Below are 22,315 nucleotides of genomic sequence, written 5' to 3'. Positions count from 1 at the left end.
TTACCTTCCTACCAGTCCGGTGCGGTTGATCAGGACGTCCAGGGCCTCGTCGACCGCTGTCATCACGCGGGCCGCGGCCTGGTAGGCGTGCTGGTTGGTGAGGAGGTTGACGTTTTCCTCGTCCAGGCTGACGGAGGCCTGTGATGCCCGGCCGGTCACCGCCGAGACTTGTGCTGCGGACGTGAGCGCTTCCTGCTGCTGCGCCCCGCGGGACTGCACGCCGATGCCGGTGACGATGTCCGACCAGGCCTTGTCCGGGGAGGCCGGACCCGTCCCGAGCTGCGAGATCTGATCCGCGATGCTGGTGTCCAGCGCGCCCTGGCCCGCGGTTTTAAGGGCGATATCGGACGTGGCCGTCGGTGCCTTGATTGAGAGGGCGGCCGGGTTGCCGGTGGTGAAGAAGGCGGCGTTTGATGCGCCCGCGCCGGTAACTCCGGACTGGTGAACGGTGTTCACCGCGGTGGCGAATGTAGTGGCGAAGTTGTTGTACGACTGCGCCGCCTCGGCGATGGCGCCTCCGTTGCCGCCGGCGGCCGGGGCCAGCACGGAGAGGGCGCCGGCGATTTCACCGCCGTCGGACGAGGCCACCCCCGCCGGGTCTTTCCAAAGCAGTTGCACTGTGGACCCGATGGTATCTCCGGCCTGGCTGCCGGAGAGCTCCAGGCCACGAACCGAAGTGCCCATGACCAGGGCGTTTCCGCCCAAGTGGACGTCCACGGTGCCGTCGGGCTGTTCGCGGACGGTGCCGCCGGCCAACCGGGCAATAGTGTCGGTAAGTTTGGCGCGGGCATCGATCAACTCGTTGGCGGATCCGCCGGACGCGAGGGTTGAGCGGATGGTGGCGTTGTAGGCCGCCACCTGGCTAGCGGCGGCGTTCACGGCGTTGACGGCGTCGGCTGCCTGGGCGCGGACGCTGCTCCACTGACCCTGGAGGGCCTGGTAGCCGGAAGAAATCTTGTCGGTGACAGAATTGGCGGCGGTCAGCAGCAACCCCTTGGGCCCGTCCTGGTCCGGCTGGCGGGCCGCCCCCTGCCACGCTGACCAGAACCCTTGGAGCGCTGCGGAGATGCCGTTGTCACCCGGCTCCTGCAGTACGCCTTCGATGCCTTGCAGCGCGGAAGAGCGGATCCCTGCGTAGCCGGCCTGTGCGCTCGCGGAGCGGACAGCCGTGTCCAGGACGCTGCTGCCGAGCCGGGCAATCGCGTCGACCGACACGCCTTGGCCCGTTTGAACCGCCCCGCCTGAGAAGAGCCCGCGGGCCGGCGCGGCCACGGCGGACTGCTCAACCCGCTGCCGGGTGTAGCCCTCGGTGGCGGCGTTGGCGATGTTCTGGCCCGCCACGTTCATGCCCTGCTGCGCCGCTGTGAGGCCCCGGTAGGCGGTGTTGAGGGCGCCAAAGGTGCTCATGGTCGCTTCCTTAGAACTGCTGGTCGAAGAGTCGGGAGCCGGCCGTATCCCCGGTCTTACCCTGGGCGTCGTACGTTCCGGCAGCCACTGGGTTCAGGTCGGCGAGCGTTTCCTGGGTGGAGCGGACGGCAGTGCGGAGGTACTGCTCGTTGGAGTCGCGCAGTTCCTTAATCAGGGCGGTCTGGCGGGTCAGTGCAGTCAGGTGCGCCGTGAGCACTTCTGCCCACGCGCCTTCGGGCGCTGCCGCAGCGAGTTCGCCGAGAGTGGCGTCCGTGGGCAAGCCCCACATCTCGGCGACGACGGCGGCCTCGATGGTCCGGGCCAGGCTGGCCTGGGAAAGGTGCCCCAGGACCTGTTCCACTTCGCGTGTGCCGTGCGGCAGCCAGCGGGACTTGCCGGAGGTCAGAAGCAGCTGCTCTTCCTCCAGCTTGAACGTCAGAACGTCCAGGAGTTCACGCTCCCGCCACAGCAGGGCGGAAAGTTCGTGGATGGCCATGGTCCGTGCGGCTCCCTTAAATGTGCGAATAATGCGGACGACTCGTGTGCTGGTGAGGCGGGGTATGCATCGTGCGGACGATGCGGCCTTCAGCAGGGTTCGTACAAACTATCGGCAGGGTTTCCGTACCCGTTAGTAGGAATAAGCCTGATAGCAGGCGGAAAATTCACGGTGGAGAAACCTGAAAAGAATTTTGGATTTCTCCTTACCTCGGCGTCCCGGATGGCGATAACTACTCCTGAAGGCCCACGGATGGGCCATCGCTTACAGTCCCAAATCACGGAGGAAATACCATGGGCTTCGTTATCAACAACAACCTCGCGGCAAACAACTCTTACCGCAGCCTCAACAACACCCAGACCGATCTCTCCAAGTCCCTGGAGAAGCTGTCCACCGGCCTGCGCATCAACCGCGCCGGCGATGACGCAGCAGGCCTGTCCATCTCCGAGGGCCTGAAGTCGCAGGTCACCGGTTCGGCCCAGGCCGCCCGCAACGCCCAGGACGGCATCTCGGTCATCCAGACCGCTGAAGGCGCCCTGACCGAAGTCCACTCCATCCTGCAGCGCGTGCGTGACCTGTCCGTCCAGGCGGCCAACGACTCGAACAACGGTGCCGCCCGTTCGGCAATCGGCAAGGAAGTTACCGCACTTGGTGACGAGTTGGACCGTATGAGCGCCGCGACGAACTTCAATGGCATCTCCCTGCTTTCCGGTGCCACTTCCGGCAACGGCGCGGGCAAGATGGTTTTCCAGGTTGGCGCAGGTACTGACCCAACCAGCAACCAGATCACCGTTTCGACCAATTCCGCTGGCATGGACGTCAAGGCAATCGCCACCGCGGTCAAGGCATTGGACTTCACTGACGCTGGGACCTCGGCGACGGCCATTGGCACGGTGGACACGAACATCGCCAACGTCTCAGCCTCTCGCGCAGACCTGGGTGCCGCCCAGAACCGCCTCGAGCACACGATCAAGTCGCTGAACGTTGCCGGTGAGAACCTGCAGGCCGCTCAGTCCYGCATCGCCGACGTCGACATGGCTCAGGAAATGGTCAAGTTCACCAAGGCCAACATCCTGTCCCAGGCCGGCACCGCAATGCTGGCCCAGGCAAACCAGTCCAGCCAGGGCGTTCTTTCGCTCCTGCGCTAGGCCTGACCCGGCAGTCAGGCAGTCCTGAGCGCCCGGCTGCCACCCTGATCGGACGAAGAGACACCCCCGATCATCACACTGCGGAAGGGCCGGACGATGGCAAAACCATCGTCCGGCCCTTACGTGCAACACCGATGCTGCGAAAACAGCAGCACCAACGAATGTTCTTGATAGCTAAGGAGAGGCAGCGATGGGAATCTCACTCGACGGACTGGCCAGCGGGCTCGACACCACCGCCCTCATCAGCTCCATCATGCAGTCCGAGGCCCTCCCGCAGACGCTGCTCAAGAACAAGTCCTACGACATCCAGTCCATGGTGTCCGCGCTCCAGGGGCTCAACGGCAAGGTAGCCACGCTGGCGACGCAGGCCGCAGCCGCGGCCAAACCCGGGGCCCTTGACCTGACCACCGCGGCCACGACCAGTGACAAGGTCACGGCCACCACCACCGCGGCCGCAACAGCCGGTTCCATCGACTTCCAGGTCACCAAGCTGGCGCAGACCCAGGTCACGGTGACGCCCAAGGTCAACGCCGTAACCGGCTGGCCCTACACCACCATGACGATTAACAGCGGCGGCAAGGATTACACGATCACCCCCGCGTCCAACAACCTCGACGACGTCGTGACCGCCGTCAACGCTGCCGGCGCCGGCGTGACGGCAACCAAAGTGGACGTGGGCGGCGGAGATTTCCGTCTCCAGTTCACCGCCACCAAATCCGGCAGCGCGGGTGCGTTCACCATCACCGACCCCGGCACCACGTTTACCGACGTCAAGGCTGCCCAGGACGCGGAGATCTCGCTTTGGCCAGGGACCACGGCCGCCCAGACGGTGACGTCGGCGACGAACACCTTCACCAATCTCCTCCCCGGCGTCACCATCACCGCCAAGGATCTGACCCCCGCTCCCGTGACCCTCACCGTCTCCCGGGACGATGCCGGCATCACGAAGGTTGCCTCGGACCTGGTGGACGGCGTGAACGGGATCTTCGCGCTGGTGGCCAGCAAGAGCGCCGTCAGCACCACCACGAACACCAGTGGCACCACCACCTCCGCGGGGGTCTTCGCCGGGGACAGCACCGTGCGCTCGGTCAACCAGAACATCCTCTCCGCTGCGTCGCTGCCGGTCGGCACACCGCCCCGGTCGCCTTCGGAAATTGGCATCAGCATCACCAAGACCGGCACCATGGAGTTCGACGCCACCAAGTTCGGCTCCGCCCTGGCCGCCGACCCGGCCGGTACCGCTGCCAAGGTGCAGGAACTCGCCGGCCGGATCAACGCCGCCGCCACCGCCGCGTCGGACAAATACACGGGCACACTCACCACCCAGATCACCGGGCAGCAGTCCGAGGTCCGTGACCTGGCGGACCGGATCAGCGATTGGGATACCCGCCTGGCCTCCCGGCAGGCAACGTTGAAAAGCACGTACTCGGCCCTTGAGGTGGCGATGAGCAACATGAAAGCCCAGCAGACCTGGCTCACGTCCCAGCTGGCTGGCCTCTCCGGCGGGAGCGCCAAGTAATGACCAGTTCGCCCTTCAACTCCGGTGGCTACGGCGGCGCCGCCCAGCGCAACCAGTACCTTGCAGACTCGGTTCTCTCCGCGCCCCCGGCCCGCCTCCTGACCATGCTGTACGACCGGCTCCTGCTGGATCTCGGCCGCGCCGAAACGGCCCAGCAGGCCGCCAACTGGCCCGTCGCCTCGGAGAACCTCCTGCACGGCCAGGCCATCATCGCCGAACTGATTTCATCGCTCAAGACCGATGCCTGGGACGGTGCGGACGGGCTGCTGGGCCTCTACAACTACGCCTTCACGGCCCTCGTCAACGCCAATATCCAGCGGGACGCGGGGCTGACCCGGGAAGCGATCGACCTGCTCGAGCCGCTTCGGCAGGCGTGGCACGAGGCCGCGGCGGCGATCCCTGCCGCCCAGCCCCCCGCGGCGCCGGCACCGGCGTCGTCCGCCTTCGCCTCAGCCGGCGCGTGGGCGTCGGCTCCAGGCAACGCCAACGGGAGCCTCGGTTTTGGCTGAGTCGGTTCCCCTGGTAGACCACGCCGCGGAGGAACCGTCCTCGGGTGATTCCGCCCTCGCTGCGTGGTCCCTTGTACTGGACGTGCTGGAGATGGCCGTGAACGCCGCGGAGAAGACACTCAAGGACCCGCTGGGACCCCTGTCCGCCCCGGAACAGCCCGTGGCCGCGCTCCCGGTGGAACGCTGGTCCCCGCCGTCACACCTCCGTCCCCTGCCGCCGGCGGCGCGGCGCAGGGCGATGGCCCTCTCAGCAGCCCAGGAGCGGGTGGCGCGGCGCCTGGAAATGGCAAAACAGGACGTAGCCCGGCAACTGCACGCCGTGAGTTCGGTTCCCGGCGTCGGCACGCCCTCGGGCGCCATCTACCTCGACGTCAACGGCTGAATCCGCCCGGATTTCCGCCGTCGTACGGCACTTTTGCAGCCGCTGCCACGGCCCGCTAAAAAACGCCAACAAACGTTTCACAATTTCTCCTAACGCGGCGCTGAACAGTGCCGATAACCACAGTAAGAGCACGGATCGCTCATTTATCGGCCACGGATCGGCCACCCCACAAATCCCCAGGCAGGACTCTGTGCTCGAATCCGTGACTTCCGCAGCCCTGGCCAGCGCCATGGACGGGCTGGCGCTGCGCCAACGCACCATCGCGAACAACATCGCGAACGTCAACACGCCGAACTACCATGCGCAGCGTGTCAGCTTCGAAGATGCCCTGGCGGCGTCCGTGCAGTCCGGTGACGGTCACGTTGAGGCCACGACGGCGGGATCGCTGGAGCCCACCCAGCTCAACGGCAACAACGTCAACCTGGACACGGAAACCCTTTCGAACATTGACACCGTGCTGCGCTTCCAGTTCGCTGCACGGGCCATCGGCGGGGAATTCAGCGCCGTCCGCGCGGCAATGAGGACCAGCTAATGACCTTCGACGCAATCGGTATCGCCGGCTCGGCCCTGACCGTGCACCGCAAGTGGCTTGACGCCGTCTCGGACAACCTCGCCAACATGAACAACGCCTCCCGCACCAGCGGTCCCGCGTTCCGCGCCAAGTACGTGGAGGCGACCGAGGGCGCGAACGGGACCGGCGTGTACGTCAAAAGCACCCCGCTCGGCAGCGGCGCCGGCCGGATCGTCTACCAGCCGGACCACCCCCTGGCCGACGCCAACGGCAACGTGAAATACCCGGACATCGACATGGCCGAGCAGATGGGCGCCCTGATCATCGCCCAGCGTGGTTACCAGGCCAATGCCCAGGTTGTGGACCGAGCCCGCGAGACCTACCTCGCCGCCCTTGAGATTGGAAAATCCTGATGCCTGTATCCCCGATCGCACCGGTCCAGGGCGTCCTCCCCACCGATTACCTGTCCGGGGCCTCGTCCGTGGCCGCCACGGACGGCTCCGGCTTCGCCACGTCCCTCACCGGCGCCGTGGACAACCTCCAGCAGTTGCAGTCGACGTCGAAACAGCTCGCTGTCTCTGCCGTGACCGGCAACCTCGACGACATCCACAACGCCACCATCGCGGCGAGCCGGGCCCAGATCACCCTGGAGCTGGTCGCCACCGTCCGCAACAAGGGCGTTGACGCCTTCAACGAGATCATGAGGATGCAGGCCTGATGCCTCCGCAGATTACTGTCTTCTTCCAGCGCTTCGGCGCCGGCCTCAAAGGCTTCACCACCGGCCAGCGCACGCTGGCCGTTATTGGTGCCGCGCTGCTGGTGGTCGGAATTGTGGCGCTCTCCGCCTGGCTGACCCGGCCCGCCCTGACGCCGTTGTTCTCCGGCCTCAAGAGCGCCGACGCGAGCGGAATCGTGGACCAGCTCAAAAAGGACAATGTCCCCTACGAGCTCAGCGACGGCGGGGCCACCATCCTCGTCCCGCAGGAAAAGGTCTACGACGAGCGGCTCAAGGCTGCGGCCGCGGGCCTGCCGACCGCCGCCGCCACGGGCTACTCGCTGCTGGACAAAATGGGCGTCACGTCCTCTGAATTCCAGCAGTCCGTCACCTACAAGCGTGCCCTCGAAGGTGAACTGGCCAGCACCATCTCCGCCATGGACGGCGTCAAGACCGCTGCGGTCCGGCTTGCCATCCCGGAAAAGACGGTCTTCGTCTCCAAGACCCCGGACACCACCGCGTCCGTTTTCATCGAGACGGCGCCCGGCGTCACCCTGACCGGTGACAAGGTGCAGGCCATCGTGCACCTGACGTCCGCGGCGATCGAGAACCTCAAGCCCGCCAACGTCTCCGTGGTGGACTCGCAGGGCAACGTCCTCTCCACCGTTGGCGGCGGCGCCGCCGGATCCTCGTCCAAGCAGGCCGCCGACTACCAGCAGCGCACCGGCGACGCCGTCCGCGCCGTCCTGGACCGCGTGGTGGGCCCGGGCAACTCCACCGTGGCCGTCGCCGCGGATGTCACCGGCGAATCCGCGCAGCAAAAGAGCGAAACCTTCTCCAACACCCCCGGCGCCCTGCCGCTGAGCGAATCGTCCAAGAGCGAAAAGTACAGCGGCGGTGCAGGTGGTGCCGCAGGCGTCCTCGGCCCGGACAACATCGCCGTCCCCGGCGGCACCAGCGGCAACGGCACCTTCGACTCCACGACGGCGACCAAGAACAACGCGGTCAACAAGGTCACCGAGGACCGGGTCATCCCGCCGGGCGCGATCAAGCGCCAGACCATCTCGGTGGCCGTCAGCCAGGCGGCTGCGGGCGGGCTGAACGTCGGCTCGCTCACGGCCCTGGTCACCTCCGCCGCCGGCGTCGACAAGGCCCGCGGCGACGTCGTCACGGTCGAAGTTATTCCGTTCAGCACCGCTGCGGCGGACCAGGCCAAGGCCTCGCTCGACGCGGCCAAGGCAGATCTTGACGCGCAGAAGCAGCAGGCGTTCTTCGCCACCCTGATTACCGCCGGGAGTATCCTGCTGGGACTGCTGATCCTGGCGCTGGTCATCATCGTGATCCTGCGCCGCCGTCAGAAGCGCGAGCCCGTCGACCTCGGCGAACGCCTGGACCTGCTCCCGCCGGTCCCCGCGGTCGCGGCCTTCGACCACGCCCCTGCGACGTCCGCGATCCCGCTGGCAGCGCTCCCGCTGCAGCCGCTGCCCGCACCGCCCCTGGAGGTGCTCGAGGCCGAACGCCGGATGCAGGAGATCGACAACATGGTCGCCGCCAACCCGGAAAAAGCAGCGGACTACCTCCGCGGCCTCATGGATGACAGGCAGCCGGTATGAAACTTGCCGACGCGACCCTCACCGGAACCCAGCGCGCCGCCGTCGTCCTGATGCAGATGAGCCCGCCCAACGCGGCGCGGGTGATGGCACAGTTCACCGACGCCGAGGCGGAGGAAATCGCCGCCGAAATCGTCCGGCTCCGCAAGGTGGACCCCGAAGTCGCCGAACAGATCATGAAGGACTTCCACGAGGCCGCCCTGAGCAGCCCAAGGCAGGCCCGCGGCGGCCGGGAGCTCGCCGAAGGCCTGTTGGAGGCCTCCTTCGGATCGGAGAAGGCGGCCGGGCTGATCAACCGGCTGACCGTGAACATGGCGGGGAAGTCCTTTGAATTCCTCGAAGACATCGAACCGGTGCAGATCCTGGCGCTGATCGACGGCGAACTGCCGCAGACCATCGCCCTGGTCCTGGCCCACCTCAGCCCCCGCAAGGCCTCCGCCGTGATGGCCGGGCTCCCCGGCTCGCTCCGGGCCGACGTCGCGCTCAGCATCGCCACGATGGGTTCCGGCGCGCCCGAGGCGATCGGCATCGTCGCGGACACCCTGAAGCTCCGTGGCGGCGCCGCCGTCTCGCAGCAGGCCTCCAAGGTGGTGGGCGGCATCCAGCCGCTGCTGGAAATCATCAACCGCACCGACGCCGGGACCGAACGCTCGGTCCTGGACGGCCTAGACCTGCTCGATCCGGACCTTGCCGTGGAAATCCGCGCGCAGATGGTGACGTTTGACGACATCGTCAAGCTCGAACGCCGCGACGTGCAGCTGGTGCTCCGCGGCCTGGACGCGTCCGTGCTGGCCGTGGCCATGAAGGGTGCCTCCGAACCGGTGCTGGAAACCATCACCACCAACGTCTCCGGCCGCAACCTCGAGATCCTCGAATCCGAGATCGCGGCCCTGGGTCCGCTGCGCGCCTCCCAGATCGAGGAGGCGCGGGCCGCCGTCGTCCGTTCCATCCGCGAGCTCGAGGCCGAGGGCCAGATCACCATCCAGCGCGGGGACGAAGAAGACTATGTCTACTGACCCGACAGCCGTCGGGAGCCCGCCCGCGCGCATCATCTTCCCCTCGCTGCGCTCCAGCGGGCCGGCCAGCGAGCAGGCCGGCTACACCGAGGGCCATGCTGCCGGCTACGCCGCGGGTGTCCGGGCCGCCGCGAAGGAACAGCGGCGCTGGCGTGACCGGATGGCCGCCGAACAGGCTGCCTCACTGGCCGCCGGGCAGCAGGACCTGGACCGTGCGGTCCGTGCCCTGGCCGTGGCCCGGACCGACTTCGCACACCGCAACGTCCAGGCCCTGCACGACGCCGAGGAAGTCCTCGCCCGCACGGCGCTGGAGCTCGCCGAGGCGATCCTGGGCTACGAACTGGCCGAGGGAACCCGGACCGCCCGTGCCGCCCTGGCCCGTGCCCTGTCGGGTAATGACGCCGCCGCGGTGCTGGCCATCCGGCTGCACCCCGCCGACATCGACGTGCTCACAAAGGAAGGCCAGGACACCCCGGCCGGCCTCCCGCTGCTCGCGGACCCGTCCCTGCAGCGCGGCGACGCCAAGGTCGAATACCAGCAGGGGTGGCTCGACGCCAGCCTCGGCACCGCCCTGGCCCGAGCGAAGGCTGCCCTGCTGGGGGACCAGCAGGGGTCCACGGACACCGACGGCGGCCGGCCATGATCGCGCAGTGGCGCCCGAAGCGCGACGACTTCGCCGCCGCCCTCGCCGCCGCGGCGCCACAGCGCGTCGGCACCGTCACCTCCGTGATGGGCCTGGGCCTGGAGGTGTCCGGCCTGGACTGCGCACTCGGAGACCTCGTCACCGTGGGTGAAAACCCCGGGCTCGACGCCGAGGTAGTGGCCGCCCTCGACGGCGCCGTGCGCTGCATGCCGCTGGGACGCCTCGCCGGCGTCGCCGCTGGCGACCCCGTCCGCGCCAAGGGCGGCACCGTCCTGGTGCCCACCGGCGCCGGGCTCTTCGGCCGCGTCATCGACGGCCTGGGCCGCCCGATCGACGGCAAGGGCCCGCTGGTCAGCGGCCCCCGCGTGCCGATCGACAATGAAGCCCCCAACGCCATGAAACGCGCCCGGATCGACACCCCGCTGCAGACCGGCGTCCGCGTGCTGGACACCATGACCACCCTGGGCAAGGGCCAGCGGATGGGGCTGTTCGCCGGCTCCGGTGTTGGAAAGTCCTCGCTGCTGTCCATGATCGCCCGCGGCACCGACGCCGAGGTCTCCGTGATCGCCCTGGTGGGGGAGCGCGGCCGCGAAGTCCGCGAATTCCTCGAGGACGACCTCGGACCGGTTGGACTGGCGCGCTCCGTGGTCGTCGTCGCCACCTCCGACGAGCCCGCCCTAATGCGTATGCGCGCCGCCTTCACCGCCACCCGCATCGCCGAATCGTTCCGCGACCAGGGCCAGGACGTCGTCCTGATGATGGACTCGCTGACCCGCGTGGCCATGGCCCAGCGCGAGATCGGCCTCTCCGCCGGCGAGCCGCCCGCCACCCGCGGCTACCCGCCGTCGACCTTCTCCATCCTCGCGCGGCTGCTGGAACGTGCAGGCACCGCCGAAACCGGTTCCGTGACCGGCATCTACACAGTGCTGGTGGATGGGGATGACCACAACGAACCCATTGCCGACGCCGCCCGGTCCATCTTGGACGGCCACGTGGTGCTGGACCGGAAACTCGCCGTCACCGGGCACTTCCCGTCGGTGGACGTCCTGGGCTCCGTCTCCCGCGTCGCCACGAAAGTCAACGCCCGGCAGCACCTCGACGCGGCGTCCACGCTGCGCAGGGTTCTCGCCGCCCGCAAGTCCGCCCAGGACCTGATCGACGTCGGCGCCTACCAGGCCGGGACCAACCCTCTGGTGGATGCTGCACTGGCCCACGAGGATTCCGTCAGCGGTTTCCTCCAGCAGCCGATGGACGAGTCCACCCCCCACCCCGAGTCCTGGCGCCAGCTGGACCACCTCACTTCGATCTTGGGAGCCGCGGCATGAGCCGGCAATTTTCGCTCGCGGGGCTGCTGCGCCTCCGCCAGATCCAGCAGGACCAGGCCGCGTCCGGGCTCGCCCGTGCCCGGTCCCGGTCCAGCTCCGTCCGGGCCCGGGAAGCCTCCGCGCGCCGCCAGCTCTCCGCCGCCGACGATGACATTGTCAGCTCCGCGTCGCTGCGCGCCGTCGCCGCGTCCCGCTCCGCATCGCACAGCATGCTCGCGGACCTGCAGAACCTGGCCCGCGTCGCGGAGACGGACGAGGCCGCTGCCCGTGACGAATTCATCGCCGCGCGGACCCGGTCCGTGGGGCTTGAAAAGCTCCAGGCCCGGCACAACGCCGAGGTGAACACCGCCGAGCTGCGGGCAGAACAGTCCACGCTGGACGAAATCTCCTCGACGATCTGGCACCGGGATGAACAGCAGGTCCGCTCATGAGCATGACCGAAGCACTGGGCCGGATGCAGGGCATCCAGTCGATGATCGCTGAACTCACCCGTCCCGCGCAGGCCGAGAGCAGCGCCGCGGCGCTGAAGTCCGCGGCGACGGCGTCCCTCGCGACCGGGACAGGCACCGGCGACGCCGGTTCCTTCACCGACGCACTCACCGCCGCCCTCGGCGGCGGCACCGCGACCTCCGGAACTGACTCCTCAACGCTCGCCGGGGGCCTGGGACTGGGCGGCACCACCGGCCTTGACGCCTTGGCCGGCCTCGCCGCACCCGCTTCCCTTGCCATCACCGGGTCCGTTCCGGCGGGCACCGCGACCGGAACCGACGTGGTGGCCATGGCCAAGAAGTACATCGGCGTGCCGTACGTCTGGGGCGGGACCAACCCTGCCACCGGGATGGATTGCTCCGGCTTCACGCAGCGGGTCTTCAAGGACCTCGGCGTTGAACTGCCCCGCGTGGTCAGCGACCAAATGAAGCAGGGGACCCCGGTCGCGTCCCTCGCCGAGGCCAAACCCGGGGACCTGCTGGTGAGCTTCGGCGGGAACCACATTTCCATCTACCTCGGCAACGGCAAGGCCATCGATGCCCCCGTCCCGGGCAAGACCATCCAGATTCGCGACGCGTGGGAGCAGCAGTCCAACCTCACGTCCATCCGGCGGATCGTTCCCGCGGGCGGCGCCTCGTGAAGGGCATGGCTGCGATGGACGTGGCGTCCGCGCTCGCCGCCCAGCCTGCGCAGGCCCGCGGTACCCAGCAGGGGGGCCGTGCCCGGTCCGACGGCTCTGCTGCCGGCGCCGGGAGCTTCAGGTCCGTCCTTGGCGAGGCCGTGACCCAGGAGGCGGCGTCCGCGCCGCCATCGGGTTCGTCCGCGGCCAGGGCTGCCAAGCCTGCGTCCGACAGCAAGGGCTCCAAGGCTCCGGCGCACCCTGACGAGCCTACGCAGGACAGCCCGGTTGCCGCGGCGCCCGTGGCTGTGGCCCCCGCTGCCGGGTCTCACGCCGCCGTTCCGGCTTTTGCCGGCGCCGCCGCGGTCCCTGCCGGCGATGCCGGGATCCTGGCAGCCTCCGCACAATTTGCCGCAGCCATCCATGTGCCCTCGGCTGCAACGCAGGACACTCCCGGGGCAGCCGGCTCTCAGGGCACGGTCCTGCCGGCCGGGAACCCCGCCACAACAGCTTCCGGCGTTGCCCTTGGGGCTGCCGCCCCGGCGTCGGCCGACCCCCGCCTCGTTGACCAGCCCGCTGCCGCCGCCTTCCCCGCGCCGGCTGCTACGGCGTCCGGCCCCGCTGTCACGGCGAGCCTTCCGACGGCACCCGTCACGGTGCCTGTCGCGGCCCCCGCTGCGGCCCCCGCTGCGGCCGTGGCAGGCCAGCAGCCGGCCGCCAACCTTCCCGGGGCCGCTGCCCCGGCTGCGGAGGCGCAGGGCCCCGGTACCCCGGACCCCCGCCTTCCAAGCGCTGGCGGGGACGCCGGCGTCGTTCCCGCTACTAAGGTTGCTGCCAAGACTTTGGCCCCCGGCGATGCTGCCGCGGCCACGACGACGCCGGCCGCAACCGCCGGAGCCGCCGGGGCGGCGGGCGTTTCCGCAGCAGCCAGGCCCGGCGTCCGGACCACGGGCGCCACGACGGAAGGCCTCCCGTCCGCGCAGGCGGCCCCCGCCGTCGACGTTTCCGCAACAGCCGGTGCCGCAGCCGTGACCACGACGGCGGCTCCCTCCCCGGCCACCGGCCAGGCGGCACCTGCGGCCGCTCCCGCGCCGGTGCCGGCGCAGCAGCCGGCGCTCACCCCGCAGCTGGCCAAGCCGTTGTTCACGCTCGCCGGTGCACCGCACGGGCAGCACATCATGACCCTGAAAGTCAGCCCCGAGGACCTCGGACCGATGACCGTCCGGGCGCACATCGACGCTGCAGGGGTGCGGATCGAACTGTTCGCCCCGGGCGACGCCGGCCGCGAGGCGCTGCGGGGGATCCTTCCTGAACTGCGCAAGGAACTCGCAGGCTCCGGCTTCGGTGCCAGCCTCGACGTCTCGGACCACAGCGGCCCGCTGGGCCAGGGCAACGACGCCCGGCAGGACGCCCAGCAAGCAGCCGGCCGCGACGCCTCACAGAGCGGCGGCGCCGGCGGTGGCTCGGGAGGGCGGAAGGCCCCCGGCGAACCGCGCCCCGGACACCGCTGGGATGCCCTGGCCGATGCGTCGACGTTGCGTAACGCCACCATTCTGGCCGGCCCCCAAACCACCCTCGACATTCTCGTCTGACCGAAGGAATCCGACTCATGACAATCCAGCCCATCGTTCCCCAGCCGGTGACGGCCGCGGGCGCGACCCCGGCGGCCACCGCCGTCCGGGCACCCGTGCAGACCATGGACGCCAACGTCTTCATGACCCTCCTCGTGACCCAGCTGAAGAACCAGAACCCGAGCGCCCCCATGGACACGAACCAGATGATGGCCCAGACCATCCAGCTGTCCATGATGGAAAAAATGACCGAACTGACCACCAACAGCAAGGAGGGATTCTCCCTCCAGATGCGGTCGGCCGCGTCCCAGCTCATCGGCCACTCGGTCGATTACACCCTCGCCGACGGCACCACCGGCTCGGGCATCGCCAGCTCCGTGTCCTTTGCCGGCGCCGTACCGGCCGTCAAAATCGGCCAGCTTTCCGTTCCCCTCGACTCCATCACCGGCCTGACCGCGCCGGCCGCTCCCTGACCCGTTTCCTCCCGCAGAAAGGCAGTTCCCATGCTCCGCTCGCTGTACTCCGGAATCTCCGGCCTCCGTGCCCACCAGACCATGCTGGATGTCACCGGTAACAACATCGCCAACGTCAACACGGCCGGCTTCAAGGCCTCCTCCACCCAGTTCCAGGACACCCTGTCCCAGATGACCCAGGGGGCCTCCGCGCCGCAGGGCCAGACCGGCGGCAGCAACCCGGCGCAGATCGGCCTTGGCGTCCGCGTCGCCGGCGTCAGCACCAACTTCGCGCAGGGCTCGTCGCAGAGCACCGGCCGCGCTACGGACATGATGATCTCCGGTGACGGCTTCTTCGTCACCAGCAAGGGCGGCCAGCAGCTCTTCACCCGCGCGGGATCCATGACCTTCGACGCCAACAGCCAGCTGGTCAGCCCGGATGGCGGCATCCTGCAGGGCTGGACCGCTAACAACAGCGGCGTCGTCAACCAGGCCGGCGCCATCGGCAACATCACGCTGAACCCGAACACCATGATCGCGACCCCCACCACCACGGTGACGCTCGACGGGAACCTCCCCGCCGAGGCCGGGTCGGCGTCGTTCGACCGCGTTGTGAAGGTCTATGACAGCGTGGGTGCCCCCAGCAACCTCACCCTTACCTTCGTCCAGCAGCCCGGCGGCTGGGGTGTCTCCACCGACGGCGGCGCAACCATCGCCGACTCGATGAAGTTCACCAACGGCCAGCTGACGTCCCCGGGCAAGCTCAACGTTGCCGGCAAGACCCTCGACGTGAGCCAGGTGACCTCGTACGCCGGTGTGAGCTCGCTGACGGTCAGCGGCCAGAACGGCACCCCGGCGGGCAAGCTGGAGTCCTTCACCCTCGGCAACGACGGGTCCCTCATCGGGTCCTTCAGCAACGGCACCAAGCAGGTCCTGGCCAAGATCGCCCTCGCCAAGTTCACCAACCCGGCAGGCCTCGAAAAGGCCGGCGGCTCGTCCTACGTCGCCACCGCCAACTCCGGCAACGTTCAGCTCGGCGCCGCGGGCGACCCCGGCATCGGCACCCTGGCCGGCGGCTCGCTGGAAATGTCCAACGTGGACCTTTCCCAGGAGTTCACCAACCTGATCGTCGCCCAGCGCGGCTTCCAGGCCAACGCCCGCATCATCACCACCTCGGACGAGGTCCTGCAGGAGCTGACCCAGCTCAAGCGCTAACCAAGCGCCACCCCCCGCCCCACCCCGGCCCCACCCCGGTTGCCCTATCACTTATGGCTGGCATGAGCCCGTCATAGCCGCCAAAAGTGATAGGGCAACAGGCGTTTAACGGGTCTCGACGGCGGCCCGGATCCTGCGTACAGCGCGCCTGAAACCGTTGGCGAGATCGTCGGCGTTGAACTTGAAGTACCGCCAACCGGCCGAGGTGAAGGCTTCATCCCGGTAATTGTCCCGGGACTGCTGTTCGGGCGTCCGGTGATGCGCGCCGTCGTACTGGATGGCCACCCGTAGCTTGCGGTAACCAAGATCGGCAGCCGGTGAGTACGGGTCCGCGGGAACGAGCTTGAGCTGGAGCTCCGGTTCCGGGAGGCCCCCGGCGGTCAGCGCCAGCCGGAGGAGGGTCTCCGGTGCGGAGTCGGCACCCGGCCGGATGAGTTCGGCGGCGAGGCGCGCTTTTACGATGCCCTGCAGCTTCGGGTGGCGGTGCAGCATGGTGCCCAGTGCCTCGCGCGTGGCCCACGGCTCGGTACGGAGCTCGAGTCCTGGCCGCGGTTGGCGGACCAGCTGGTCACCGAGAGCGACCAGGTCCTCCAGCCGCAGCCGGCGGGCCAAATCCAGCCAGGTCCTGGCCGGCGTCGATATCCGGATGCCGTCCACCACGGTGACTTCGTTCGGGAAGGCCAGCACGGTGTGTCCCACCACGCCTTTGCGCCTGACCGGGGGAAGTGCCTTCGGTTTGCTCAGGTGCAGCTCCCGGCACCCGCTCAGCCACGGCGGCAGCCACAGCCCGTAAATAACTGCGGCGCTCAGGTGCGAAATCCAGCTGCCGGGCGTCGCGGCTGAGAGCGCCCGGGCCAGATCTCGCAGCTCAAACTCCCAGGCTCCCGGGAGGTAGACCAGGCGGCCGCCCGGAGCGAGGTCGGAGGCGCGGAGGCGGGCCCGGCTCAGATTGGCCGCACGGGCCTCATGCAGTGTGAACGGCGCGGCGGACAGGGCGGAGGGCAACGGTGCGGGAGAGCGCATGCGGATCATTGTGGCGGCAAACGCCCCCGGGCCGCTGAGGTTATCCACACCTCTCAGTTGCGCTATCAGTTTTGGCTGGCAAGACCGGGGGAGAGCAGCCAAAAGTGATAGCGCAACCAGGGGAAGGGCCGGGGGAGAGGGCGGGGTGAGCCAGGGGGAGGGGCCGGTGCGGGGCGGTGCCTAACGAAAGCGCGCTGGCGGCCGACAGTAAGGGTAGAACACCCCATCCCTCCGCTTGGCCGCACAGCCAGGCAGTCCACAGAGCAGAATCGGCCCATGATCGTTGTCACTCGCCTCAACGGAACGCGCTTCGCGGTCAATCCGGACCTGATTGAACGGATCCACGAGAGCCCGGACACCCACCTGGTCACGCTCGACGGCGCCGCCTACGTGGTGCTCGAAAGCCTCGCCGAGGTGGTGGAGCTGATTGCCGACTACCGCGCCTACGTCCTGAGCAAGGCGCGGGATTTTCCCGCGGTCACGGGGTACCCCCTCAGCCTGGTCCCGTCTGCCGGCCCGGACGACTCGTCCGCACCTGAACCACCAAGGAAGTAAGCCATGGATCCCGCAACAATCATTGGACTACTCCTCGCATTTGGTTCCGTCATCGCGATGGTGCTGGTTGAAGGCGGCAGCATCACCGCCCTGCTGCTGCCCGGACCGCTCATCCTGGTCTTCGGCGCCACGTTGGCCATCGGGATGGCCGGCAACACCCTCAGGGACGTCATTCAGGCGTTCAAATCCGTGCCGGCAATGTTCATGGGGAAAACGGCCAAGCCGCAGGAAAGCATCGACCAGATGGTCCGCTTCGCGGAGAAAGCCCGCGCGGAGGGCCTGCTCTCCCTCGAGGAGGAGGCGGCGAGCGTCAAGGATCCGTTCCTGGCCCGCGCCCTGCAGAACATCGCCGACGGCACCGACGCCGAGGACCTCCGGATGCAGATGGAGGACGAGATCGACACGAAATCCCGCAGCGACCACGCCTCCTCAAAGTTCTTCGCCAGCCTCGGCGGCTACGCCCCCACGGTCGGCATCGTCGGCACCGTTGTCTCCCTGACCCACGTCCTCGAAAACCTGTCGAAGCCGGACGAGCTGGGACACATGATCGCCGCCGCGTTCGTTGCCACCCTGTGGGGCCTGCTCTCCGCCAACTTCATCTGGCTGCCCTTCAGTTCGCGTATGGCCCGCCTCTCCGAACTGGACATCGAACGCATGACGCTCCTGATGGAGGGCATGCTGGCCGTCCAGTCCGGCGCCCAGCCCCTGCTCCTGGCCGAACGGCTCCGGTCCATGGTCCCCGAGCACCAGCTCAAGAGCGCCGACAGCCGCCGCAAGACTCCCAGCGGGGACGGCCAGCCGGAACCGATGGACTCGGCCGCGTGAGCGGACGGCGGCGGCCCCGCAAGAAACCCGAAGCGCATCACGTCGACGAACGCTGGATGGCCTCCTACATGGACATGGTCACCGTGCTGATGTGCCTCTTCATCGTCCTCTACGCCATGTCCACGGTCGACGCGAACAAGTTCGAAAAACTCCGCAACTCGCTGGCCACCGGCTTCGGCGCCGTGGCCTCCGAAAAGGTGGACACGGCCTCCGGCACGGTGGTCCCGCCCGAATTCGTGGACAAGAACCTCGAAGCCTTCGCGGCTACCCAGACGAACAGCAAAACAGCCCAGCAGGAGGCCCTCGCCGCGGCCAAAAAAGAAGTGGACCGGCTGCGCGCGCTCGAGAAGAAGATGAAGGCCGGCCTGGCCGCCGCCGGGCTGACGCAAAACGTCGAGTTCCAGATCGACCAGCGCGGTCTGACGGTCAAGCTCATCGGCTCGCAGGCGTTCTTCGCCCCGGACCGGCCCGAACTCACCAACCGGGCCGCCCAGGTGCTGCACATCATCTCGCCGATCCTGGGCCCGACATCCCTGGAGATCATGGTGGAGGGCCACGCTGCGAAGGGCATCACGGCCTACCCGTCCACGTGGGAGCTGTCCTCCGCGCGCGCCGTCAACGTCCTGCGCTTTATGGTGGACCACGGCGGGATCCCGCAGCAGCGCATCGGGGCCGTCGCCTTCGGCTCCGCCCGTCAGGTCAACGACGACTCCACCCCGCAGCTGATGGAACGGAACCGGCGGGTGGACATCGTCGTCATCTCGGACAAGCCCGACGTCGTCCGCGCCCTCATTCCCGAGGCGCTCAAACTCAGCGAGAAGTAAGCCCGGCCCGGCCGCCGCATTTTGCCGTCCTCATATTGCCTGCGGCGGACTGCTTACGACGGCGGGTCCCTTGCCGATAGTGGCAACCGTGAGTGTTCTGGATGAGCGGGAAGTGGTACGGGAGCGGACCGTTAGCGTCTATGACTTCCGGCGTCCGGCGACGCTTGCGCGTGAGCACAGCAGGGTCCTGGAACTCGCCTTCGAGACCTTCGCCCGCCAGTGGGGCACCCAGCTGACCGCTAAGGTCAGGGTGAAGTCCGTGGTCCGGCTCGAAGACGTCGGAATGCAAAGCTACGACGAGTACGCCGCGTCGCTGCCGGCCGTCACGGCCATGGTGCTCTGCACCGTCGAGTCCCACGATTCGAAGCTGGTGGTGCAGTTCCCGGCCCCTTCGGCCCTCGGCTGGATCAACCGCATGCTCGGCGCCTCGAACGACACCGCCATGCCGGACCGGAAGTTCACCCAGATCGAGCAGGCCCTGGTCAAGGGACTGATGGACGAGGCACTCGAGGACCTCGGCTACTCCCTGGGGCCGCTCCTGAGCGAAACCATCCGGGTGGACACGGTCCAGTACAACTCGCAGTTCGCGCAGGCTGCCGCGCCCAGCGAACTGATGATCGTGGCATCCTTCACCATCAACGTCGGCAACATCAGCGCCCCGGCGACCCTGGCCGTGCCGGCCGGGATCCTGCTGGGCCGGCTGAAGAAGGTCAACCCGACGGACGACCGCGGTAACGCCGCAGCCCGTGTCAGCTCGCAGCTGGAGCGGGTTCCCGTGGAGCTCTCCGTCAGGCTCTCGACCTCGTACGTCACTCCCAGCCAGGTGCTGGGCCTCGCGGTCGGGGACGTCCTGACCCTCCCGCACCTGGAAAACCGGCCCTTCGACCTCACCCTTGACGGCACGAGGCTGGCCACTGCCGCCCCGGCCCGCAACGGGTCCCGGGCCGCCGCCGTCATTGTCACAATCGAGGAGAACAACCAATGAGCATCACCCTGACCAAGCACGAATCGTCGGCGGAGCGGCTCGTTGAGGAACTGCCCAGCCCGGTAGCCCTGAAGGTTGCAGCCCTGGTCCCGGCCCGCGCCGCGGCGCCCTACGCCCGGCAGGCCGTCACGGCGACGTTCGTCGGTGCCGTGACCGCTGACCTGGCCCTGATGCTCAGCGACCGCACCTTCCTCGATGAAGCTGCCGGCGGTATGGCCGGCGGCCAGCTCGGCGTCGTGTCCGTCACCGACGTCCTGCGCCCGGCGATGGAAAGCGCAAGTTCCGTCTTTGGTGCCGGCGTGCTGTCGGACCTGCGCGAATCCGATGCGTCCGGGTTGCTCTCGGACCCGGACACCGCCGTTTTCGAACTCTCCGAGGGCACCAGCCCTGCCGCGTGGTTCGCTGTCCGGCTGCGCGAGCACGGCAACAGCCAGGACCGCGCCGGTGACCTCTTCGGCGGCGGCGACATCGTTGCCGGCCGGCTGGGCCGGATCAACAACATCGAAATGGCCCTGACCGTGGAGATCGGCCGGACCCGCATGTCGGTCCGAGACGTCCTCTCGCTCGAACCCGGCAAGATCATCGAACTGGACCGTTCCGCCGGTGCCCCCGCCGACGTCCTGCTCAACGGCCGGCTGATCGCCCACGGCGAAGTGGTGGTCCTGGACCAGGACTACGCCGTGCGGATCACCCGGATCCTCGACGTGGCCGAGGGGCTTAGCTGAATGGACTCGCTGATCCTCGGACTGCGGGTAGCCGTAGCCCTGGGCGCGGTGCTTGGCCTGATCTGGTTGCTGCAACGCCGTCTCGGCAAAGGCCCGGGACGACGCCGCGCTGACGCCACCCTGAGCGTCGTCAGCCGGCAAAGCGTCGGCCAGCGGGCCTCCGTTGTGGTGGTCGACGCCGGCGGGCAGCGCTTCCTGCTGGGCGTCACCGACCACGCCGTCAACGTCCTGCACACCGGCGACATCCCGGACGAACCGGCCGAAGAGCTGTCCCCGGCGCCCCGCCGCACCGGTGCCGCCGGCGCCTTCGCGCAGATCCTTGCCACCGCCGGCGGCCTCTCCGCCCCGGTACCCGGTGCCGCCGATGCGGCGGCCGACTCCGGATCCGGCGTGCCGTCTGTAGCCGCCGATCCCGCCGCTGCAGCCCAGGCCGGCACGACCGAGACGCCGGTGTCCCGGCGCACTTCCATCCACCGCGAATCACACGCCCGGACTGGCCCGGGACGTGGCACTATGGCCGCCCCGGCCCATCCGCCGATGCACGGGTCGATCCTGTCCGGATCCACCTGGAAGCAGGCCGCCGCCGCTCTCAGGAGCGGACGCCGCAATTGATCCGCCCTGCCCTCCGCTCCGCCACCCTCCCGGGTACCAGCCACGCCAGCCTCCGCCGCAGCGGCAGGATCCTTGCCGTCGGCCTCGCCGCCGTGCTCCTGGCCGTCCTGCTCCTGTGGCTGAATGCGTCTGCCGGCCATGCCACCGCCCCGGTACCGCCCGTTCCGCCGACCCCGCCGGCCAGCCCGGATAACGGCAACGTCAACATCCAAATCAACGGTATGGACGGCAAACCCTCCTCGGCCGTCCTGACCCTGATCGGCATCACGCTCCTGTCGGTGGCGCCGGCCCTGCTGCTGATGATGACCTCGTTCACGAAGATTTTCGTGGTGCTGGCCATGACCCGCAACGCGCTCTCGCTGCCCTCCATCCCGCCGAACCAGGTGCTGGCCGGCCTGGCCCTGTTCCTGTCGATCTTCGTGATGTGGCCGGTCATCAACGAGATGAACACCATCGGCGTGCAGCCCTACTTGAACGGGACGCTTGATTTCAACGGTGCCCTCAGCGCCGGATCCGGGCCGCTGCAGCACTTTATGCTGGCGCACACCCGCGAGGAAGACATTGCGCTGATGACCCGGGCGGCCGGCATGGAGAACCCGGCCACCCCGGAGGCGGTGCCGCTGCAGACCCTGATTCCCGCGTTTATGATTTCCGAGCTGCGGGCCGCCTTCATCATCGGCTTCGTCATCTTCATCCCGTTCCTGGTGATCGACCTGGTGGTGTCCGCGGCCCTGATGTCGATGGGCATGATGATGCTCCCGCCGGTCATGATCTCGCTGCCCTTCAAGATCCTCCTCTTCGTCCTGGTGGACGGCTGGGGCCTGATCATCACCTCGCTGATCCAGAGTTATGCGGGCACCGGGTGAACGCCAACGCCGTCCTGGACATCTGCCTCCAGGCCATGATCGTGGCCGCCAAGCTCTCGGCCCCGGTGCTGGTAACGGCGCTGGTGGTGGGTCTGGCGATTTCGCTGCTGCAGTCCATCACCCAGCTGCAGGAAGCCACCCTCTCCTTCGTGCCGAAACTGGCCGCCGTGGCGGTCGCCCTGCTGGTCTGCGGGCACTGGATGATCTCGGAAATGGTCACCTTCACCAACGACCTCTTCGCCAAGATCCCGTCCCTGCTCGGAGGCTTGTGAG

27 protein-coding genes are annotated in these 22,315 nt (G+C 68.3%); 24 read left to right on the top strand and 3 right to left on the bottom strand.

Annotated elements, in window-relative coordinates; genetic code table 11:
• Positions 1 to 1,407, bottom strand: coding sequence for a flagellar hook-associated protein FlgK (flgK, locus tag AC1DHY_RS11335; protein ID WP_476903631.1), 1,407 nt, complete (start codon positions 1,405 to 1,407; stop codon positions 1 to 3).
• Positions 1,408 to 1,417: 10 nt separating this feature from the next.
• On the bottom strand, positions 1,418 to 1,903 hold the full coding sequence (locus AC1DHY_RS11330) for a flagellar protein FlgN (protein WP_476903630.1): 486 nt from the start codon (positions 1,901 to 1,903) through the stop codon (positions 1,418 to 1,420).
• A 293-nt stretch (positions 1,904 to 2,196) separates the two neighbouring features.
• On the opposite strand from AC1DHY_RS11330, the gene AC1DHY_RS11325 reads away from it, so the two are divergent.
• The 16 genes from AC1DHY_RS11325 to AC1DHY_RS11250 all read left to right on the top strand — a co-directional run bounded on the left by AC1DHY_RS11325 (position 2,197) and on the right by AC1DHY_RS11250 (position 15,627).
• Positions 2,197 to 3,051: a flagellin N-terminal helical domain-containing protein gene (locus AC1DHY_RS11325; protein ID WP_476903629.1), complete on the top strand. Its 855-nt coding sequence runs from the start codon at positions 2,197 to 2,199 to the stop codon at positions 3,049 to 3,051.
• Positions 3,052 to 3,241: 190 nt separating this feature from the next.
• Complete coding sequence (gene fliD, locus AC1DHY_RS11320; RefSeq protein ID WP_476903628.1) at positions 3,242 to 4,570, top strand: flagellar filament capping protein FliD; 1,329 nt, start codon at positions 3,242 to 3,244, stop codon at positions 4,568 to 4,570.
• Positions 4,570 to 5,079, top strand: a complete 510-nt coding sequence (gene fliS, locus AC1DHY_RS11315; RefSeq protein WP_476879360.1) for a flagellar export chaperone FliS — start codon at positions 4,570 to 4,572, stop codon at positions 5,077 to 5,079. Before fliD ends, fliS begins: the two co-directional genes overlap by 1 nt.
• The gene (locus AC1DHY_RS11310; RefSeq protein WP_476879359.1) at positions 5,072 to 5,461 is read left to right on the top strand and encodes a hypothetical protein; all 390 of its coding nucleotides are present in this window, start codon (positions 5,072 to 5,074) and stop codon (positions 5,459 to 5,461) included. The genes fliS and AC1DHY_RS11310 overlap by 8 nt, the downstream gene beginning before the upstream one ends.
• A gap of 190 nt (positions 5,462 to 5,651) precedes the next feature.
• A complete protein-coding gene (gene flgB / locus AC1DHY_RS11305) occupies positions 5,652 to 5,993 on the top strand; it encodes a flagellar basal body rod protein FlgB (RefSeq protein ID WP_476879358.1) in 342 nt (113 codons plus the stop codon).
• Positions 5,993 to 6,385 carry a flagellar basal body rod protein FlgC gene (locus AC1DHY_RS11300; RefSeq protein WP_476879357.1) on the top strand — a complete coding sequence of 131 codons (393 nt, stop codon included), beginning with the start codon at positions 5,993 to 5,995 and terminating at the stop codon, positions 6,383 to 6,385. Before flgB ends, AC1DHY_RS11300 begins: the two co-directional genes overlap by 1 nt.
• A complete protein-coding gene (gene fliE / locus AC1DHY_RS11295; RefSeq protein ID WP_476879356.1) occupies positions 6,385 to 6,690 on the top strand; it encodes a flagellar hook-basal body complex protein FliE in 306 nt (101 codons plus the stop codon). Before AC1DHY_RS11300 ends, fliE begins: the two co-directional genes overlap by 1 nt.
• A complete protein-coding gene (fliF, locus tag AC1DHY_RS11290) occupies positions 6,690 to 8,300 on the top strand; it encodes a flagellar basal-body MS-ring/collar protein FliF (protein WP_476879355.1) in 1,611 nt (536 codons plus the stop codon). Before fliE ends, fliF begins: the two co-directional genes overlap by 1 nt.
• On the top strand, positions 8,297 to 9,313 hold the full coding sequence (gene fliG, locus AC1DHY_RS11285) for a flagellar motor switch protein FliG (protein WP_476879354.1): 1,017 nt from the start codon (positions 8,297 to 8,299) through the stop codon (positions 9,311 to 9,313). Before fliF ends, fliG begins: the two co-directional genes overlap by 4 nt.
• On the top strand, positions 9,303 to 9,956 hold the full coding sequence (locus tag AC1DHY_RS11280) for a FliH/SctL family protein (RefSeq protein WP_476879353.1): 654 nt from the start codon (positions 9,303 to 9,305) through the stop codon (positions 9,954 to 9,956). The genes fliG and AC1DHY_RS11280 overlap by 11 nt, the downstream gene beginning before the upstream one ends.
• Positions 9,953 to 11,281, top strand: a complete 1,329-nt coding sequence (locus tag AC1DHY_RS11275) for a FliI/YscN family ATPase (protein ID WP_476879352.1) — start codon at positions 9,953 to 9,955, stop codon at positions 11,279 to 11,281. Before AC1DHY_RS11280 ends, AC1DHY_RS11275 begins: the two co-directional genes overlap by 4 nt.
• Complete coding sequence (locus AC1DHY_RS11270) at positions 11,278 to 11,712, top strand: flagellar FliJ family protein (protein WP_476879351.1); 435 nt, start codon at positions 11,278 to 11,280, stop codon at positions 11,710 to 11,712. Before AC1DHY_RS11275 ends, AC1DHY_RS11270 begins: the two co-directional genes overlap by 4 nt.
• Positions 11,709 to 12,410, top strand: coding sequence for a C40 family peptidase (locus AC1DHY_RS11265; RefSeq protein WP_476903627.1), 702 nt, complete (start codon positions 11,709 to 11,711; stop codon positions 12,408 to 12,410). Before AC1DHY_RS11270 ends, AC1DHY_RS11265 begins: the two co-directional genes overlap by 4 nt.
• A 5-nt stretch (positions 12,411 to 12,415) precedes the next feature.
• On the top strand, positions 12,416 to 13,981 hold the full coding sequence (locus AC1DHY_RS11260) for a flagellar hook-length control protein FliK (protein ID WP_476903626.1): 1,566 nt from the start codon (positions 12,416 to 12,418) through the stop codon (positions 13,979 to 13,981).
• Between the two features lie 17 nt (positions 13,982 to 13,998).
• The gene (locus tag AC1DHY_RS11255) at positions 13,999 to 14,433 is read left to right on the top strand and encodes a flagellar hook assembly protein FlgD (protein WP_476880485.1); all 435 of its coding nucleotides are present in this window, start codon (positions 13,999 to 14,001) and stop codon (positions 14,431 to 14,433) included.
• 30 nt (positions 14,434 to 14,463) lie between these two features.
• Positions 14,464 to 15,627 (top strand): flagellar hook protein FlgE, encoded by a 1,164-nt coding sequence (locus AC1DHY_RS11250; protein ID WP_476880484.1) that lies wholly within the window; start codon positions 14,464 to 14,466, stop codon positions 15,625 to 15,627.
• Between the two features lie 105 nt (positions 15,628 to 15,732).
• Here the strand turns inward: AC1DHY_RS11250 and AC1DHY_RS11245 are convergent, their stop codons facing one another.
• The gene (locus AC1DHY_RS11245; RefSeq protein WP_476903625.1) at positions 15,733 to 16,650 is read right to left on the bottom strand and encodes a DUF559 domain-containing protein; all 918 of its coding nucleotides are present in this window, start codon (positions 16,648 to 16,650) and stop codon (positions 15,733 to 15,735) included.
• 276 nt (positions 16,651 to 16,926) lie between these two features.
• Between AC1DHY_RS11245 and AC1DHY_RS11240 the strand changes: the two genes are divergently transcribed.
• The 8 genes from AC1DHY_RS11240 to fliQ all read left to right on the top strand — a co-directional run bounded on the left by AC1DHY_RS11240 (position 16,927) and on the right by fliQ (position 22,314).
• Complete coding sequence (locus tag AC1DHY_RS11240) at positions 16,927 to 17,205, top strand: flagellar FlbD family protein (RefSeq protein ID WP_476880648.1); 279 nt, start codon at positions 16,927 to 16,929, stop codon at positions 17,203 to 17,205.
• A gap of 3 nt (positions 17,206 to 17,208) precedes the next feature.
• Entirely contained in the window at positions 17,209 to 18,030 is an 822-nt protein-coding gene (locus AC1DHY_RS11235) for a motility protein A (protein ID WP_476880647.1), read from the top strand.
• On the top strand, positions 18,027 to 18,854 hold the full coding sequence (locus AC1DHY_RS11230; protein ID WP_476903624.1) for an OmpA/MotB family protein: 828 nt from the start codon (positions 18,027 to 18,029) through the stop codon (positions 18,852 to 18,854). The genes AC1DHY_RS11235 and AC1DHY_RS11230 overlap by 4 nt, the downstream gene beginning before the upstream one ends.
• A gap of 88 nt (positions 18,855 to 18,942) precedes the next feature.
• On the top strand, positions 18,943 to 19,839 hold the full coding sequence (locus AC1DHY_RS11225; RefSeq protein WP_476879555.1) for a flagellar motor switch protein FliM: 897 nt from the start codon (positions 18,943 to 18,945) through the stop codon (positions 19,837 to 19,839).
• Positions 19,836 to 20,564 (top strand): flagellar motor switch protein FliN, encoded by a 729-nt coding sequence (fliN, locus tag AC1DHY_RS11220; RefSeq protein WP_476879556.1) that lies wholly within the window; start codon positions 19,836 to 19,838, stop codon positions 20,562 to 20,564. The genes AC1DHY_RS11225 and fliN overlap by 4 nt, the downstream gene beginning before the upstream one ends.
• A complete protein-coding gene (fliO, locus tag AC1DHY_RS11215; RefSeq protein WP_476879557.1) occupies positions 20,565 to 21,176 on the top strand; it encodes a flagellar biosynthetic protein FliO in 612 nt (203 codons plus the stop codon).
• The gene (gene fliP, locus AC1DHY_RS11210) at positions 21,173 to 22,042 is read left to right on the top strand and encodes a flagellar type III secretion system pore protein FliP (RefSeq protein ID WP_476879558.1); all 870 of its coding nucleotides are present in this window, start codon (positions 21,173 to 21,175) and stop codon (positions 22,040 to 22,042) included. Before fliO ends, fliP begins: the two co-directional genes overlap by 4 nt.
• Complete coding sequence (fliQ, locus tag AC1DHY_RS11205; protein WP_476879559.1) at positions 22,039 to 22,314, top strand: flagellar biosynthesis protein FliQ; 276 nt, start codon at positions 22,039 to 22,041, stop codon at positions 22,312 to 22,314. The genes fliP and fliQ overlap by 4 nt, the downstream gene beginning before the upstream one ends.
• Position 22,315: the final 1 nt, after the last annotated feature.

This window comes from Arthrobacter sp. 05L44 (assembly GCF_056397605.1).
This window is presented reverse-complemented; position numbering and strand designations above follow the sequence as displayed.